We start from the raw sequence: 17,854 nt of genomic DNA on the forward strand, positions 1-17,854 counted from the left end.
TTGCATTGCTCCTAATTGATGTTTTTTATTGTGTTATCGCGAGCAATTATTTTTTCTTCACCTATATCCATGTTTTTAATCTTTAAAGTTTTACTACTCAATTCTTTATCGCCAAAGATTAAAGCAGCTTTAGCATTTGCTTGATTTGCTTTTTTCATTCGGTTTCTAAGTGCTCCGCTATATTCGTAGACTACATATAAACCATTTCTGCGCAATTCATTCGCAAGTGTTAGAGCATGTTCATCAGCCTCTCTGCCGATCGGAATTAGGTAAATAGGTCGCTCTTCTTTCGGAGAATAATTGATTAACTCCATTATGCGTTCAATACCTCCTGCAAATCCTATTGCTGGAGTGTGTTTTCCACCTACTGAAGATACTAGATTATCGTATCTTCCACCGGCAAAAACTGCCCCTTGTGCACCTAAATCTTCTGTGACAAATTCAAATACTGTGTGACAATAATAGTCTAGACCTCGAACTAATTTGCTATTTACAGTGTAAGGTATGCCAAGAGCTTGCAGTCCATTTAACACCTGGTCAAAGAAATATGAAGATTCTTTTGTATAGTGATCACTGATTTTAGACGCATCAGAAATTATTAATCTATCTTTCTCATCCTTAGAATCCAGTATTCTGAGTGGATTTTTGATCAACCTATTTTTGCTATCTTCTGATAGATCGTTTTGATACTTTGTAAAGTATAAGATCAAAGCTTTTCTATACTTAGTTATTGTTTCACTATCACCCAGAGAGTTGATTTCCAGCTTTACATTTTTATTGATGCCAAATTCAGTTAGTAAGTGCTGAGCGAGTGATATCAATTCAACATCGGCTTTTGAATCTTCTACACCAAAAACCTCAAAATTTATCTGATGAAATTGCCTCTGTCTTCCCTTTTGCGGTCTTTCGTAACGAAATGTAGGCCCTGTTGAAAATAATTTTATCGGCGTTTGCAGTTTTTTTTCAATGAGTAGCCTGACAACTGCTGCAGTGAACTCAGGACGTAAAGTTATGCTCTTTCCCCCTTTATCATTAAAGGTGTACATCTCTTTAGTGATGATGTCTGAGCTATCACCTAAAGTCTTTGTGAAAACTTCCGTATATTCAAATATCGGAGTTTGAGCAGGCAAAAAGCCATATAGACTTGAGATTCTGCTTGCTGTTTGCTCTATGTGTTTAAACTTGTACCATTCATCAAATAGGAGATCTTTTGTTCCTCTAACCGTTTGATTAGTCATAGTGTGGTCTCTATACCTGCAACCTCTGGTATGTGGTAGCTCAGCATATTCTGCACTCCTTGCTTTAAAGTAATTGCAGCACTTGGGCATCCAGAGCAAGCTCCTTGTAACTCAACATAAACTATTCCATCTTTATAGCCACGGAATTTGATATCACCACCGTCTTGAGCAACTGCAGGTTTGATATAACTTTCCATCAACTCTTTTATTCTATTTACAATTTCTATATCATTCTCATCGAAAAATTCTTCATCTGGCACGTTGCTGTCATTAACTCCTTCTTTATCTAGTGCTTTTCCGCCAGAAGTAAAGTGATTCATGATTGTAGTTAAAACTTCTACTTTTAATATATCCCAATTAATTCCATTCAATTTTGTTGCTGAAATAAAATCATGACCAAAAAATACTCTCGCTACATGTTCTATTTGAAAAAGATCCGCTGCTAACTTGGAGTTTTTTATCTCATCTGCGTTTGAAAAATCAGCCGTTTCTCCTTCGTTTAGAATTGCAAATCCAGGGAGAAATTTCAGTGTGTTTGGATTTGGTGTTTCTTCAATCTGGATGAACATGTTATTTACCATGACAATTATAATTGTTACTATTTAATCATAAAATGATAAAAAAATATACATGTCATTCATCTTTTTTCTTTTTTTAGTATTCATAGTAATTACATTTGTCTTGCCTAGCGTTGTTGTATTTTTTCTTTTCCTGACAAAAAAAAATAACATAAGTTTCATGATGAACTCTATATTGAGTAAATTTTTGAACGAATTTAGTAGCAGTAGAAGTTATACTGAAAATTACACTGGTGATAACATGTCCAAGGATGAAGCATTAAAGATACTGGGGCTGAATCCTGAGGCAAGTCAAAATGGAATTAATAAAGCATATCAAAATTTAATGAAATTAGTTCACCCAGATAAGGGAGGCTCGGAATATTTTGCACAAAAATTAAATGCGGCACGTGATAGGTTGCTGAAGAATTGATTTTCAACCATTAGAAATTATTAGTTTTTTCTGTAAATTTTACTTGGACATACTCAAGTTATATAGTATAAGGCCAAAATATTATATTTTAAGGGGTTTTATGGTAACAAATACAGAAATTGAGCAGTTAAAAAATGAATTATTTGCTGCAGTAAAGGAAGATAATCTTCAGAAAGCTAAAGAATGTATTGAAAAAATACCAGAAGAAAATATTAGTAAGATTGTTAACTCTAAAAGACAGGGCGAAACACCTTTGCAAGTTGCTGTCCTAAAGAACAACTTTGAAATGGTAAAGTTGTTAATTGATAATTATGCTGATGTTAATGCTAAAGATTATGCTGAACGTCCTGTTTTGTATCGTTGCGTTACATCAAGGTATTGTTCTGCACAAATGGTGGAGTTTCTGATTAATAATGGTGCTAGTACTAGTGGTAAATTTACAAATGGTGATGAGTTTTTTAGCCTTTTAGCTTGGGCTGTACAAGATGGTAGCCCAGAAAAAGCAGAGATTCTGCTTAAGCATGGTGCTAACTCGGATGAAAAGTTTTCTTATGCTTTCCAGGGCGATTGTACGTCCTTACATGTTGCTGTTGTAAGAAATAATCCAGAAATGGTAAAAGTTTTCATTAAATATCATGCTAATGTCAATGCTCAAAATAAACAGGGCGAAACACCTCTACATTTGGCTATTAGATTTAAACATCCTAAGATAATAAAGCTGCTATACGATAATGGTGCTGATATTGACAATGTTAAAGATATAAGGAACCAGACACCTTCAGATCTTGCTAAGACATTTTATCCCGATAAAACGATAAAAGAAATTGCTGCAGAAGCAAAGAGTGTAAATATAAGTCCAGACAACGCTATGCAATCCATATCTGTAGCAAGCAGCGCGGTAAAACCTTCCTTTTTTATTAATAGTATATTTAATTGGATGGGAGCTTCAACTACTGCTGCACTCAGTCGCTTATTCCAAAGTGCTCCTGCTTTATCTTCTGCTCAGCAGCCTGTTACTCATTCGGCTGGAAGCCTAGCTGGTTCTTCGCAAGTTGATTTTTATGGAACAGCTCTGCTAGCTGATGTGGTAGCCAGAAAGTTCACTGGGGGGAAATATTCAAGACCATTGGATGATTCGCTTTTGACATTGGAGCAAATTAAAGAAAGAAAGCTTAGCGCTATAGAAAGAGATGTCAAGATGGCAATTAATGAGTTTGAAGAGCTTAATCAGTGTCCTGGGAGTTCACTAAGTAACACAACAGTATCTAAAGGCATAAATCACCAAAAGTTCTTTTAAGCTATAGTTAAAATAAGCACTCAAGTTTGAGTGCTTGTTTTTTGAAAAAAAACAGATTTCCATCCCTTAAATTTAAACTTTTTATTGTGTGCTGGGGATAAGCTGCTACAATAAAACGAGTTGAAGGTGAGAAAGCTTTAAGTTATGCAAGATGATACTAAAAAAAAGACAACGATAGAAGAAGAAAAAGGCATATTAGAATGGATAGAGTATAGACTGCCTATATTTTCTTTTCTAAAACATACTGCTTCTTATCAAGTGCCAAAAAATTTAAATTATGCTTGGAATTTTGGTTCTTTGTCTGGTATAGCACTGATTTTACAGGTAATAACAGGCATATTTCTTGCTATGCACTATACTCCGCATGTTGATTATGCGTTTAATAGTGTAGAGCGCATAATGCGAGATGTGAATTACGGGTGGTTAATACGCTACACTCACGCTGTTGGAGCATCGCTCTTCTTTATGGTAGTCTATGTTCATATAATGCGTGGGTTATATTACGGATCTTACAAGAGGCCACGAGAGATGGTGTGGTTTGTTGGTATATTTATATTTTTTGCAATGATGGCAACTGCCTTTATGGGATATGTTCTTCCTTGGGGACAAATGAGTTTCTGGGGTGCAACAGTTATAACCAACTTGTTTTCTGCTATACCTTTAATTGGCAATAAAATAGTTATATGGTTATGGGGTGGTTTTTCAGTGGATAACCCAACACTTAACCGTTTTTTCGCTCTGCATTATCTTCTGCCTTTTGTTATTATTGCTTTAGCTATGCTTCATGTGATAGCTTTGCATAGGTTTGGCTCTGGTAACCCAAGTGGAGTGGAGGTAAAATCAGATAAGGATACCATTCCTCTCTATCCTTATTATATAGTCAAGGATTGCATAACTTTTGGTCTGTTTTTTGTAGTTTTGTTTGCATTTGTTTTCTATGCTCCTAATTATCTTGGACATCCAGACAATTATATAGAAGCTGATTCTATGGTCACTCCGGTACATATAGTGCCAGAGTGGTATTTTTTACCTTTTTATGCAATGCTACGTTCAATTCCAGGTAAACTTACTGGTGTGCTTACCATGTTTGCATCTATTTTAGTGTGGTTTTTGTTACCTTGGCTTGATAAATCAAAAATTAAAAGTGGTGCTTATCGGCCGATATTCAAAAAATTTTTTTGGGTTTTTGCAATAAATTTTGCATTTCTTGCCTGGCTCGGAGGACAAGAGGTGAAAGAGCCTTACATCACTATGAGTAGGCTATCTACTCTTTATTATTTTGCATACTTTGTAATAATTTTACCACTGCTTAGTAAATATGAAAAGCCAAAAGAACCACCAAAAACCTTAAGTGATTCTGTGCCAGAGATGAAGTAATGATGATGAGAAATATGTTAGCTATACTTTGCATATCGTTTTTTGCTAATTTTATGTGTGCAGAAGAATTCAAGCAATCACCAAACAAAAAAATGGACTGGAAATTTGATGGAATTACCGGATCTTTCGATAGAGAGTCAATTCAACGGGGCTATAAAGTGTATAAAGAAGTCTGTGCTGCTTGTCATTCAATGAATAGGATAGCATTTCGTAATTTGCAAGATGTTGGTTTTTCTGAAGAAGATGTAAAACAGATTGCAGCTTCTTACCAAGTTAAAGATGGTCCGAATGATTTAGGTGAAATGTTCGATAGACCTGGAATACCTTCGGATTATTTTATTGCACCTTTTGATACAAAAGAAGCAGCTGCAGCGAGCAATAATGGTGCAGTTCCACCAGACTTATCGTTAATTATTAAAGCAAGGCATGATGGTGCAAATTATGTCTATTCACTCTTAACAGGCTATCAAAACGGTGAGCACGATGAAAATGATTTATACTTCAACCCTTACTTTTCAACAGGCAGGTTAGCTATGGCGCCACCGCTTTCTGAAGGAATGGTGGAATATGATGGTACAAGACAAGCCACAGTTGAAAATATGGCGTATGATGTGATAAATTTTTTACAATGGGCAGCAGAGCCAGAATTAGAGCGCCGGCATAAACTTGGATTAAAAGTAGTGGCGTATTTTATAATTTTAACAGTGTTTTTTGTATTAACTAACAATAGAATTTGGAGCAAGCTCTATAAAAAGAAGTGATAGTCAATTTTGCTTCAAATACAATGGTTGTCATCCAAGTAGCTAACACTGGTTCCTTTATGACGGCAGTGTCCAGAGGTGTCAAGCAAGTTTTTTCGTTTCTATTCCCAAGAAAGTTCGTTATATGGTTATGCAAGAAGTCTATTGTTGGTTAATGTTTTATGGCTTTACGGAAAGTTTATAGCTATACAACTTATCTTAAAAGCAATATAGTGTTCACTATGCAATGAATCAAAGATAGTAAGTAAAGTCTATGAAATTTCAAATCACTACACATTTTCAACCCTCTGGAGATCAACCGCAAGCAATCGATAGTTTAATTGCGGGGCTAAATAGCAATAAAAGAGACCAAGTTTTGCTTGGGGTTACTGGTTCTGGGAAAACTTTCACTATGGCAAATGTTATAGCAAGGACAAACAGACCTGCGCTGATCATGGCACACAATAAAACCTTAGCAGCACAACTTTATGAGGAAATGAAAGGATTATTTCCCAATAATGCTGTTGGATATTTCATTTCTTATTATGATTACTATCAGCCCGAAGCTTATTTGCCGCAAACTGATACTTATATCGAAAAAGACTCTGCAATCAATGACAGAATTGACATGCTGCGTTATTCTGCCGTCTGCTCCCTCTTGGAGCGCAGGGACACGATCGTAGTTGCCAGTGTTTCTTGCATATACGGTCTTGGTTCGCCTGAAAGCTACCGCAGCATGACTATATCTTTAAGTGTTGGAGATAAAATTCATGTTAATGATTTCTTGAGTAACTTAGCTGATCTTCAATACAAGCGCTCTGATACCAGGTTTGAGAGAGGATATTTCAGAGTGCGTGGTGATATTATCGATATATTTCCTGCCTATTATGAAAATAAAGCTTGGCGTTTATCGCTGCTTGGTGATGAAATAGAAGAAATTTCTGAAATTGATGCTATAACGAGTAATATTACCAAAAGCCTAAATACAATCACCATTTTTCCAAACAGCTATCACATTACATCACGTGAGACTCTGTTACAGACAGTTGGGCTAATCAAAAAAGAGCTGCATGAACGCTTGGATTATTACTACTTGCAAAACAAGATTGTTGAAGCAAAGCGTCTCGAGCAACGCACTAATTTTGATATTGAAATGATGAGAACAACAGGAATATGTAAAGGTATTGAAAATTATTCGCGTTATCTCTATGGAATGGAAGCTGGGGATCCACCGCCTACTTTGTTTGAATATTTACCCAAAGACGTAATTTTATTTGTTGATGAGAGTCATGTCACCGTTCCTCAGATTGGTGCAATGTACAGTGGTAATGAGGCACGTAAAAAGAAATTGATTGACTATGGCTTCAGGCTCCCTTCCGCTTTTGATAATCGTCCATTAAAATTTGAAGAATGGGAGAAAGTTAGGCCGCAGACTATTTACATTTCAGCTACTCCCGGAAAGTATGAGTTAGCACAAACCAATAACGTATTTATAGAGCAAGTTATTCGTCCAACAGGGCTTACAGACCCAATCTGCATTGTGAAACCAATAGAGAGTCAAATTGATGATGTAATTCATGAGGCACAAGTGACAATAGGAAAGGGATTTTGTGTTTTAATCACTACACTGACAAAAAAAATGGCTGAAAATTTAGCTGAATATATGAGTGAATTAAATATGAGAGTGAGTTATTTGCATTCTGATATTGGTGCGTTGGAGAGAATAGAAATTATATGTAAATTAAGATCTAAAGAAATTGACGTTTTAGTAGGTGTTAACTTGCTTAGGGAAGGTCTTGATATTCCAGAGTGTGGGTTGGTTGCAATTTTGGATGCTGATAAAGAAGGATTTTTGCGATCAGAAACATCGCTCATTCAAACGATCGGTCGTGCTGCACGTAATGCTGAAGGTAGAGTAATTTTGTATGCAGATAAAATCACTGGTTCTTTAGATCGTGCATTAAGAGAGACCGAAAGAAGAAGAAAAAAACAAGAAGAACATAATATATTGTACAATATTGTCCCAAAGACTATAATAAAACCTATATCAAACACCTTACAGGAGAGGGCAATAGCAGAACCGAAAGTAAATACTAATAAGGATGATTTGAGAAAGCAAATGATAGAGCATGCTGAAAATTTAGAGTTTGAAGAAGCAGCAAGAATAAAAAAATTATTGCAAGGTTAAGTAATATATGATGCTATGGGCATAGCATGAAAGTGTAAACAACCTGCTATTCTCCTTCTTATTTTAGCTCATCTTTTTGAGATTTTTGACAATTTCTTAGAATTGAAGAAGGAAAGGTGCATTTTTTTATTGACTTATCTATGTATTACGGTAATTACTAAAGAATTAGTGAGTAATAGTTATAGAATATGAGTGGTGAGGTAGCAAACAAGAAATTCAGTTATGGTGTTTTAGAATATTTAGAAGAGGATATCAGTCTATTAGATAATGAAAATTTTACTCAATGTATAATTCGTCTTCTACAAACAGGAGCTGATCCAAGTACAAAAGGCCAAGATTGAAAAACTCTGTCATATTACTTAGATAAACACTTACTTAACATTTTAAATGATTTAGAAGATGATAGCAATCTATTAGATAATCCCAATAATATTGAATATATAGGGTCTCTTCTAGGAGCAGGAGCTGATCCAAATGTACAAAACCAAGCTGGAAAAACTCTGTTACATTACGTTGCTGAACATAACAATATTGACGCTATAAGATTTCTTTTAAGCAAAAAAGCTGATCCAAGTATAACAGATAAAAGTGGAAACACTCCAGCTAAATATGCTACTGAAAGTGACTGCATTCGAGCTGTGAATTGTCCGGATCCAGACAAGGATCAGGGCTATCATTCAGATGGTTCTTGTGAAAATAAAGAGAATCCGGCAAATAACTCTAGTAATTACCCTAACAAGCACAATGATGATCAGGCACTGCGTGATGATCTAGGGTATGGCTCCGGTGACGATAATAAAGCAATTTCTACTGAACCGAGTGATTGTGACCGAAAAGACGAGGATTCGAGCTGTAGTTCAAGTGATTATCTTTTTCTAGAAGACTCACTATTAGCGAAGCTAGGAATACCATTAACTATAGATGAGCAGGAGCTAATTGATAAGTTTTGTGAGGAGATAAGAGGTATAACAACAAAAAACAAACAAGAATTTGAAGAAAGTATTCTAGAAAGTATTGAGAAAATAGTAAATGAGTACTTGGAGAAAGGACTAAGATTAAATTCAAGTTGTAGTAATGGTAATGAAAAAGGCGATAAAGAAACTGTAACAAATTTAATACTTGAAGAAATAGAAGATGTTCTTAATCATCGTGTGAATCCACGTTTTTCAACTGGAATTCTTAATATACCTGATTGTATCGATGAAAGTGATGGCAACGAATGTGAAGCTGACAAATATAAAACTTCAGGCATCATCATAAAAAAGATCATAAGTAATTTGTTGTTAAAAGGTGGAGGAATGAGAAAAATTTTTTCTACGATGATACCGAGCTTGCAAATAAACATTATGACTGTGATTATTCAAATGATCTCGGTAAGAAATATAAGGGTAGGAAAGAAGAGCTAAAGAGTATAGCATGTGAAGGTATTGTAAACAAAAGTAAGCAAACTCATGAGTATGACTTTAAAGCAGAAATAGATAATGTATATTTTTATGTGAAATATCCACAAGATAGTATTATTGAACCTGTGAAAATCTTAAACAATGAAAAAGCTAAAAAGTTAAATCTAAAAGTCGGCATACTTCAAATTGGGGAGAGTATAGTGAGAATTGAAGGTACAAAAGGTGGAAAAAGAAATTATACAGATATCTTAGAAGGTAGCATTAAAATGTCTTTTACCACTGAGGTAGGAGAGATTAGTATTTATCTAAGTCCTAGTAAGAAAGATGGTAATAAAATAGAGGTAAAGATCGATGAGGAGAGCGAAGCAAGGCTTAACAAATTAAAAGCTGAGAAGAAAAGTTTAGGGGAAAACTGTCTTTTGGGAGGAAAAAGTGTTCTGGAAGCTATAGAAGATAAAGGTTTTAAGAAAAATGGTAATGTACCTACAGAGTCAATCGAGACTATTAAGGATGATCCATATTCTGATTTGACGCAAGCTTGTCCGCAGCAAATTAACACAAGAGCTAAAGGCAAATGTGGCTAAGTTATATCTAACGTAGCTTTATCTTTGCTTTCTGACAGTCTTTGTTGATACTCGTTTATCAGCCTTTCAGGCTCGTTCAATACACTCTGAATACAATATGTTGTACAATGTTATGCCAGAGAGTATAGTAAACAAATACTTTACAAGAAAAAGTGGTAGTGGAGGCAAAAGTGAACATTAATAAGAAGGAGAGCGCATGCTAGAGCTTGAAAAAGCAGCAAGAATAAAAAAAATATTATTGAAAGGTTAAAAAGCGTATGATATAATATATATAGTGTAAAAATATAAATAATTTTATTGATATCTTTACGTTAAGACTCCTTAAATATTTAGTGCTGTACAATTAAATTATTAAGTTTTATAAAGGGAGCAAAAATAATGGAAAGCTTTTCAGTTAATAATAAAGACAGTAATTTTATTAAGGGGACAAGAACAATGGAAATTTTTTCAGATAATAACGAAAGCGGTAGCTCAATCTTTCAAGGAAAAATTAGGGAGCAAGATTTCTCTGCGGAGCAGAAGTTAAATGAACTGAAAGCAGCCGTAGAGGAGCTTGACAGACAAGATTTGCTCAGAAGGCTCAAGTGTGAGCGTCAGGCCTCTAGTTGTGTCGATGAAATACCATCTCAAGCAGAATTATATACCAAAGGAGGTAATGAGGGTTACTTCGATTGTGAAAGACCACTGCGAGATTTCTGGAGTTTCTTTGAATCTCTCTTCAACTTCTTTGAAGTAGACGTAGATGATCCGAAAATCTACCAAATGCTCAAGGAAAAGAAAGAAAAAAACCTGATTGCTGCGATAATTAAGGTTTTGTGTGATAAGCTTAAGAAGTTAATCAAGAAGATCTTCAAAAGTAATTTAGATTTGAGTTGGGACAAGAAGTTGGACAAAGAGATAAAAGAATTGCGGGAAAAATTAAACAGTGGTGAGTTATCAGTAGAAGAGTTTGCAAGGGTGCTCGAACGTCTACAAGCATTGACGGATCTAAAATTCAAGTTACAAATGGCCGTTACCGGATGGATTGTTACAATGTTTGCAGAGATGTTTGGAGTTGAGCTAGCAGCTATAGTAGAGGCATCTAAAGAAGAAACAGCTAAAGCAGAAGATAAAAAAGCAGAAAAAACATCATTAGAAGCAATTAAAGAAGTTCATGAAGAAGTAGAAATAAAGATAGATGAAAGAGAAAAACCTAAAGTGCCAGTTTCCCTTTTTGAAGTTTTATACGGATTTGTAAGGCCGGTTGTTCTGAGCAAACCGGAACTTGATCTTTTACCAAAACCTATGAAAGAACTAATGCCTAAAGAGGTTATAAAGGAGGAGATCCGCGAGATAAAAAAAACAAAACCAAAAGTGGAAGAAGAGAAAAAAGCGAAGCCTGAGGGACCGAAAGTAGCTATGTGTCCACCTGCTCCAAAGACTGCAACGGAGACGTGGCAGGAGAGAAAAAAGGTTTATGGATGCAATAGTGATTGGAGAAAAATGACAGGGCAAGGTAATAATAATACCCATCAAGCTTCAAGCCAATCTGCTAAGAGTCCTGTTCCTAACCCAGGGCAACCTAACGGAAGTGCTCCAGAAAAATCTGTTCAGGAATCTGCTTCTGACAGAAGAGCTCCTAAGCAATCTATTAAAAGTTCTGTTGCTGATTGTGGATTTGATTTTACTAACATGGGTACTTGGAATAGTGCTGAGAATGAATCTAAGCAATGTTCTGTGGGTGGTGCTCAAGAAGATCCTAGATCAAAAGTTACTGATGTATTGAATGAACGTGCAGCAAGAGGAAATGGTAATACACCATCGAGAAGTTAGTGTTAGCTACTTATGTGATAAAGAACACTGGATCCCAGTGTCCCTTTCTTGTCATTTCAGTGCGTGAAACTGGAATCCAGAGGCATATAGATAGGTGTCGACAGTTCCTCATTCCGCTACGTGTTAGCGGAATCTATGCTTGAGATACTGCGGCGGTATGACGTAGGGAACTTAGGGTTGCCAATGACTTGTCATTCCAGTACTGGAATCCAGGATGTACATTGGGTTTGATAAGTGTAGGGTTTTATGTTAAAAGGGAGTGTTTTTGATGAAATTGTGAAAAACCAGTGTTAGTTACTTATGCGATAAAGAATACTGGATCCCAGTGTCTGGGCACTGGGATGACACCCTCTTGGATAGAACCAGCATCAGCTACTTGGATGACGCCTCACCATGTCATTCCAGTGCTTAACACTGGAATCCAGGGGCATATAGACAGATGTCGACAGTTCGTCATTCTGCTACGTGTTAGCGGAATCTAGAAAACTTAAGTTTTATGAATAAAGAATGAATAAAATTTATGCTAAAGAATATAAAAAAAGTGTTTGCACTACAATTTATTTTTAGTATATTAATTACATAATATTCTTACTTAGGAGGCAATATGTATAGCGGTAATGATAAAAAAGGTTTTGATGCTAAAAAGTGGAAAAGTGAGAATACAGCACCAGGTGGTGGTATAGTGCAGGGAGGAAAAGGAATGAGGTATGATGATCATAGTAATGCAGCCAGAAGAGTAGAAGAAAGGAGGCGTCAGTCTGAGCAGAAAAACAATCCTGGTAGTTCTATAAGTAAAGGGTAGTTGTTGTAATTTAAAAATGGGGAGGTTAGTATGCCTAATATAAGAGAAACAGTAAGGGCATTGATTAGCGCTTTTAATGTACATAATTATGCTCGTAATACAGTTAAAACCAATTTCACGCTGCAAAGCGAGGGCAAGGAGGACTATATCGTAGTCTCATTTGAGAAGAGTATGAATACGTATCAGTGTAGAAGGTATCTGAACAGTATAAAAAGGAAGATAATACGTGAATTCTATGGCATTGAAGAAAGTAATGATGCAGAAATATTGGATACAGCTAAGCTAATTTTTGATGTTAATTCTTTCCCATTTAATATCAGTGATAGAGACTGGTTTTGGGATGAACAGAATGGGTATAAGTTTGTAACACCTATAGATCATGGCGTAATTTTTAATCTAAAGTCTCACTTAGCTTCTTCACTTGAAAAGGATATTCTAGAAGATATGCAAATTAGCAGCACAACTGTACCATTTAACAAGAGAAAATATTTGTGTTGTTCTAAATTTGATACTAAAGAATCACGTCAGCAATTTGAGCGTGGGTTTTTATCAAGGATGAGAGAAAGATATGAAAATGTTCCTAAGAAGCCCCTGAAGATTGAAGCCAATAGTGTATATATCAAGAACGTTTTTGATGACGCTCGTTTTATTGATAGTGTAACACGGCGTGTTGCATGGCTTGTAGGTATGTATCTTGGAGTTGACAGTGATGCTAATCATAAAGTGAAGTTATTTAAAGATATGATAGTAGAATCTATTGGTCAATTGACAGGAGTGGCAATATATGGCTTTGTATGTGCTTCCCCTTTAGGTAGAGAAGAAGCCTCAATTCTTATACCTAATATAAAAGGTAATGAAGGAGCTAGATTATTAACAAACGAAGAAGCTCTTAAACTAAATTATGCATTTAATGGTGCTGTATTTTGTGATCTTTATGGTAAAACTCAGGGAGAATTATTAGTAAATGGAAGCAGTGGGGTATATGGCATAGACTTTTCTAATAAAGAAATTTCTCACTGTGTGATAACTAAGATCATAGAAAGCTCTGTAATCAACAAAGACCATGAACTGTTCATTGACCCTGAGCTTCATTTTCGAGAATTGTCGCCTGCACAGTCGCCATTCAATTCTCCTATACATGCAGGACCGAGTGGACTAAGAACGCCACCCAAACAAAGAAGCAGAAGCAGAGATAGTGGTATTGGTGAGTCACCTCCGAAACCTAAGGATTCTGGTGCTTCAAGTGGTGGTCCAGAGCCATCGACTGAACTGTCAGATATGGAATGGGATTCTTCCATACATTTTCAAAATGGCAGGTTGCCTAATGGACATCTAGATAAGGCACAATTGGCACGATTGAGTTCTCCTACGGGAAAAAGCCAGGATGGAGCATTAGAGGGGTTTCCAGGCAAGTTCTCTATAATGTAGGTGCTGCTGCGAATATGCCAGCATGGGCTAGTACTTCTAGCCATTGCTCATCACAAAGCACGTCCGGAAATGAATTGCTACAGGTGAGTTCTAGTGAACCTTCATCATCGAAAGGTGCTGATGAAAGTATGCGAACAGGGAAGAGTACTTGGTATGTGTCATCATCAGGTGTTGAAGATGTGAACAATGTGGAACATGAAAAACAGCAAGTTAGTGGTGAGTGTTCTGAAGCAAATTCACAAGAGATTAAATCTCCGAAGAAACATAGGGGTGGTTTGTCCTATGAAGAAATAAAGCTGATACTAGCAAAGTTCTCACCTTTTAAGCGACGTAGTGTAGAGCGTGATGCGATGTGTTCAAGTAAAAGTGATCTTGTGCATCATGTAACTAAAAAACCATCTCTTTCTGAGCGATCTGCCTCAGAAAGAAAAGCAAAAAGTTATCCACCCTCAAAAGAGACTTCTCCTGTTACTGAAGCATGTACCAAAAACAAGCCAGGGGCTACTGAATTAGAGGATGGTGGATTTTCCAATAAACCAAAAATACGAGCATTGACTTCTGTATATCCTACAAAGTTGCAAGAATCTCTTGATCCTGATCAGAGGGAGGAATTACTGAAGGAATGGGAGATAAAAAAATCTTCTGTAAAAGCACAATTACCTGGGGAACGTAGTTCTCAAGCTTCTGCAGATAGTGGTTTAGGGAAGTCGCTTGAGCGGGGACAGTCACCGTCGCTTATTGAAGAGTTTAATGATAAATCTCTTATAAATTCTAGGGTAGATTCTCCTGATATCAAGAAACACTTGCAAGAAGAAAAAGAAGTTTTTGTATAAGCGGTTTGTACCTAATCCACTGCTCTCAGCCACCTAAGTGTTTTGTTAGGGTTGGGGCCAAAGTCTCTGACCCTAAAGGCGCTGGTGTTAATTTTTCTCATCCATTGTAAATATTGTACCATACTGTCCACCTGATCATCATAACGGGCTTCTGGGAACATTAAAATTTCATATTCGAAATCGCTGAGCCATACTGCTTGATGCGGCAGAAAAACCCTGCCAGACTCTATAATTGGAACAATTTGATAAAATCGAGTGAGTTTGTCATTGTGTGGCACAATTTCAATAATGGGTAGATTGCTATTTGCCTTTAGCTCTTGTGTTGATTGCTGACCACTCGTTTTTGCTTCAATCAAAATTGCATGTGGTGCCCATCTTGCAGCTAGTGACAGAACTTGCTCTTTAAGCTTTGGATACTCAAGCTTTGCTCGATATACATCAAGTAGATAGAATTTATTATCTATTTTTGCCCAGGTAGTGCAGACGCTAAAGTCGCTGGAATCGTTTGTTGAAACTGCAGTGTCCCAGCTTTGAGTTACATGTGAGGGATTATCAGGGAAATTTTATAGCGCTTTAGCCACTCTTGTTTTATTATACCACTTGAAAGCGGCAAGGGGTTTTGTTGATATTGAGCAGCAAAAGCGTAACTCCCGAGTTCAACTTTTATCATCTCAACTTCTTCTCTTCCTCCCTCCAGGGGATATAGCAACTGACCTTCTTCTCTTGAGTATAATACTCTTGCAGGTAGTGTCATTCCAGCACTTGATGCTGGAATCCAGTCTTTTGCGGTTGAATTTTCTGGATCCAAGTGTCTGGGCACTGGGATGACAGGAGGGGGGATTGGAATGACACCAGTATGGTTATTAATTGAATAAATAACCTCCTTATTTTCAGAAATCATTGGCAAACAAATGTGATGCCATATGTTTTTTGGCTTGGATAAGAGGTGCCCAGTTAAGTCTTCCAGGTGCAGCCTGTGCATAACAAGCACAATTACTCCTTTTTTTCTATCGTTGAGCCTTGTCACCAAAGTCTGATCGAACCAGTTTGTGGCACGCTTTCTAAACGTTTCACTCAAAGCTTGGGCAGGGTTAAGCGGATCGTCCACAATAATAAAATCTCCACCTTCACCGGTTAACGTTCCTCCAACTGATGTTGCGATTCTAAATCCTCTCTGCACTGTTTGGAATTTATATTTAGTGTTCTGGTCTTTGGATAATTTTACCTCTGGAAACAGCTCTTTATACCAATCAGATTGCATTATGCACCTGGTATCAAGCGAGTGCTTTTTGCTGAGCAGCCGAGAGTAACTTGCAACTATTATTCTCGCGGTTGGCTGATTTCCCAGTATCCATGCGGGCCACGCAACACTCACACATATGGACTTCATTGAACGTGGAGGCATATTGAATACTATTCGTCTCACTTCAACAATGCTCGCTGCTTCCAGCCTGTCTGCTATGACTTTTATGTACCGATAATCATTATACTCACATCCCGGCACCACCGTTTGAAAGCACAGTTCAATGAATTTTAGAAAATTTATATTATCCATATGTGTATTTTAGTGAATGGAATGTAGACTTTAATAGTTTTGATTTGTCTTATAAGATTGAGGTGTTACAATGGCAGGCTTACAATGCTGCTAATTTAGTAAATAACCTACGAAAAGTGCTATTTCTTTAGCTTTATTGAAGTAAAGAATTGATTTCCATTGCGGTAAATGAGCAACATTATTGAATCTTTACCGTTTTTCTTTACTGCTGAATCAACTTGTTTTTGAAAATCATTAGTATTTTCTATATCGGTTCCATCTAATTGGATAATAATGTCTCCTTTTTTAATACCACGCAGCGTGGCATTACTGTTACTATCTACATTAGTAACTATCACACCTTTTGTAAGATTACTTTCTTTTGATTCTTTTGGCAGGTTTGAAACAGTTAAACCAGTTATGTAATCGGATGTTGATTTATTTTCTTCTTGATTATTACCTTGACCATCATTTGCAGATTCTTCAATCACAACCTTAATATTGACCTCTTTGCCCTTTCTAAGTAACTTAATTTGTACTTTTTTTTCAGGTTCAGTTCTTGAAACCATTTGAGGCAGTTGTGTCATTCTATCAATTTTTTTATCATCAAATTCTAATAATATGTCACCCACCTTAATTCCACCTTTTTCTGCAGGGCTATCCTTTACTATACTTGCAACCAGTGCACCTTTTGTATCTTTTAAACCCAAAGACTCAGCAAATTCTTTCGTTATAGGCTGAACTTGCACACCAAGCCAACCATGTTTTATTTTTTTGCCACTTTTTAATGTGTCAATAATTGACATAGCTAAATTAGATGGTATAGCAAAGCCTATACCCACGTTACCGCCAGACTCAGATGGGGAATAGATAGCGGTGTTAATGCCTATAACTTTTCCATTTAAATCAAATAATGGCCCTCCAGAGTTGCCTCTATTAATTGCAGCGTCGGTTTGAATAAATTCATTCATAGTGCCGATACTAATGTCTCTGGACCTTGCAGATATAATTCCTGTGCTTACAGAACCACCCAAACCAAATGGGTTACCTATTGCAATAACTGTATCGCCAACCCTTGCTGTATCAGAATTGCCAAATGCAACAAAAGGAAGATCTTTATTAGAATGAACCTTAAGCACAGCAAGATCAGTTCTTGCATCATAGCCTAAAACTTCTGCTTTGAAATAAGTATTATCGTTCATAGTAACTGTGATATCTTGGGCGTTTTTAATAACGTGATAATTGGTTACTATAGTTCCACCTTTATCTATAATAAACCCAGAACCAAGCAACACCACCTCTCTGTTAACACTAGGGCCCCTATCCATAAAAAACTGATCAAAATGCTCAAAAAATTCTCTAAAATCATCAAAGAAATTATTTCTTGGCATAAAAGGGATTTTAGTTCTATTGTTACTTTCTTGTTTGATTATTTGTTCGCTTGAAATATTTACAACCGCAGGAATGAGTTCTTCCACTAAATCGGCAAGTCCTTGATTACAGTTACATGTAGTAATGCTAGCATCAACGGCCTTTTTTGCATTCCAATCAAACATATTAGCGTATGAAGAAAATGCAATTAGAAAATATGCAAATATAGATAAAATAAATGCCTTACTTTTCATAAA

Annotated in this window: 16 protein-coding genes and 2 pseudogenes; 14 read left to right on the forward strand and 4 right to left on the reverse strand. The window is 36.3% G+C overall.

What is annotated here, in order from left to right; genetic code table 11:
• Window positions 1-11 precede the first annotated feature (11 nt).
• Both hisS and OZD70_RS05095 read right to left on the reverse strand, forming a co-directional pair.
• A complete protein-coding gene (hisS, locus tag OZD70_RS05090; protein WP_275021299.1) occupies window positions 12-1,238 on the reverse strand; it encodes a histidine--tRNA ligase in 1,227 nt (408 codons plus the stop codon).
• The gene (locus OZD70_RS05095; RefSeq protein ID WP_458695149.1) at window positions 1,235-1,807 is read right to left on the reverse strand and encodes a NifU family protein; all 573 of its coding nucleotides are present in this window, start codon (window positions 1,805-1,807) and stop codon (window positions 1,235-1,237) included. The genes hisS and OZD70_RS05095 overlap by 4 nt, the downstream gene beginning before the upstream one ends.
• Before the next feature lie 169 nt (window positions 1,808-1,976).
• On the opposite strand from OZD70_RS05095, the gene OZD70_RS05100 reads away from it, so the two are divergent.
• The 14 genes and pseudogenes from OZD70_RS05100 to OZD70_RS05160 all read left to right on the forward strand — a co-directional run bounded on the left by OZD70_RS05100 (window position 1,977) and on the right by OZD70_RS05160 (window position 14,692).
• Window positions 1,977-2,228 carry a DnaJ domain-containing protein gene (locus OZD70_RS05100; RefSeq protein ID WP_275021302.1) on the forward strand — a complete coding sequence of 84 codons (252 nt, stop codon included), beginning with the start codon at window positions 1,977-1,979 and terminating at the stop codon, window positions 2,226-2,228.
• Window positions 2,229-2,328: 100 nt separating this feature from the next.
• Entirely contained in the window at window positions 2,329-3,525 is a 1,197-nt protein-coding gene (locus OZD70_RS05105; RefSeq protein ID WP_275021304.1) for an ankyrin repeat domain-containing protein, read from the forward strand.
• 144 nt (window positions 3,526-3,669) lie between these two features.
• Window positions 3,670-4,902 carry a cytochrome b gene (locus OZD70_RS05110; protein WP_275021306.1) on the forward strand — a complete coding sequence of 411 codons (1,233 nt, stop codon included), beginning with the start codon at window positions 3,670-3,672 and terminating at the stop codon, window positions 4,900-4,902.
• 2 nt (window positions 4,903-4,904) lie between these two features.
• Complete coding sequence (locus tag OZD70_RS05115; protein WP_275021336.1) at window positions 4,905-5,663, forward strand: cytochrome c1; 759 nt, start codon at window positions 4,905-4,907, stop codon at window positions 5,661-5,663.
• Between the two features lie 253 nt (window positions 5,664-5,916).
• A complete protein-coding gene (gene uvrB, locus OZD70_RS05120; RefSeq protein ID WP_182183686.1) occupies window positions 5,917-7,830 on the forward strand; it encodes an excinuclease ABC subunit UvrB in 1,914 nt (637 codons plus the stop codon).
• A 188-nt stretch (window positions 7,831-8,018) separates the two neighbouring features.
• Window positions 8,019-8,171: a hypothetical protein gene (locus OZD70_RS05125; RefSeq protein ID WP_275021307.1), complete on the forward strand. Its 153-nt coding sequence runs from the start codon at window positions 8,019-8,021 to the stop codon at window positions 8,169-8,171.
• Window positions 8,172-8,261: 90 nt separating this feature from the next.
• Window positions 8,262-8,459, forward strand: a pseudogene (locus OZD70_RS06040) (ankyrin repeat domain-containing protein); the annotation flags it as partial.
• Between the two features lie 9 nt (window positions 8,460-8,468).
• Window positions 8,469-9,236, forward strand: coding sequence for a hypothetical protein (locus OZD70_RS05130; protein WP_275021308.1), 768 nt, complete (start codon window positions 8,469-8,471; stop codon window positions 9,234-9,236).
• Between the two features lie 89 nt (window positions 9,237-9,325).
• Window positions 9,326-9,817, forward strand: coding sequence for a hypothetical protein (locus tag OZD70_RS05135; protein WP_275021309.1), 492 nt, complete (start codon window positions 9,326-9,328; stop codon window positions 9,815-9,817).
• A gap of 378 nt (window positions 9,818-10,195) precedes the next feature.
• Window positions 10,196-11,629, forward strand: coding sequence for a hypothetical protein (locus OZD70_RS05140; RefSeq protein ID WP_275021310.1), 1,434 nt, complete (start codon window positions 10,196-10,198; stop codon window positions 11,627-11,629).
• 287 nt (window positions 11,630-11,916) lie between these two features.
• On the forward strand, window positions 11,917-12,111 hold the full coding sequence (locus tag OZD70_RS05145) for a hypothetical protein (RefSeq protein WP_275021311.1): 195 nt from the start codon (window positions 11,917-11,919) through the stop codon (window positions 12,109-12,111).
• 122 nt (window positions 12,112-12,233) lie between these two features.
• The gene (locus tag OZD70_RS05150; protein WP_275021312.1) at window positions 12,234-12,431 is read left to right on the forward strand and encodes a hypothetical protein; all 198 of its coding nucleotides are present in this window, start codon (window positions 12,234-12,236) and stop codon (window positions 12,429-12,431) included.
• A 30-nt stretch (window positions 12,432-12,461) separates the two neighbouring features.
• Window positions 12,462-13,859: a hypothetical protein gene (locus OZD70_RS05155; protein ID WP_275021313.1), complete on the forward strand. Its 1,398-nt coding sequence runs from the start codon at window positions 12,462-12,464 to the stop codon at window positions 13,857-13,859.
• An 83-nt stretch (window positions 13,860-13,942) separates the two neighbouring features.
• Window positions 13,943-14,692, forward strand: a complete 750-nt coding sequence (locus OZD70_RS05160) for a hypothetical protein (RefSeq protein ID WP_275021315.1) — start codon at window positions 13,943-13,945, stop codon at window positions 14,690-14,692.
• An 11-nt stretch (window positions 14,693-14,703) separates the two neighbouring features.
• Here the strand turns inward: OZD70_RS05160 and terL are convergent.
• Both terL and OZD70_RS05170 read right to left on the reverse strand, forming a co-directional pair.
• Window positions 14,704-16,247, reverse strand: a pseudogene (gene terL / locus OZD70_RS05165) (phage terminase large subunit).
• A 119-nt stretch (window positions 16,248-16,366) separates the two neighbouring features.
• Window positions 16,367-17,851 (reverse strand): DegQ family serine endoprotease, encoded by a 1,485-nt coding sequence (locus OZD70_RS05170; protein WP_275021317.1) that lies wholly within the window; start codon window positions 17,849-17,851, stop codon window positions 16,367-16,369.
• Window positions 17,852-17,854: the final 3 nt, after the last annotated feature.

The organism is Wolbachia endosymbiont of Drosophila tsacasi (assembly GCF_028982115.1).
Classification (GTDB): Bacteria; Pseudomonadota; Alphaproteobacteria; order Rickettsiales; family Anaplasmataceae; genus Wolbachia; species Wolbachia pipientis_B.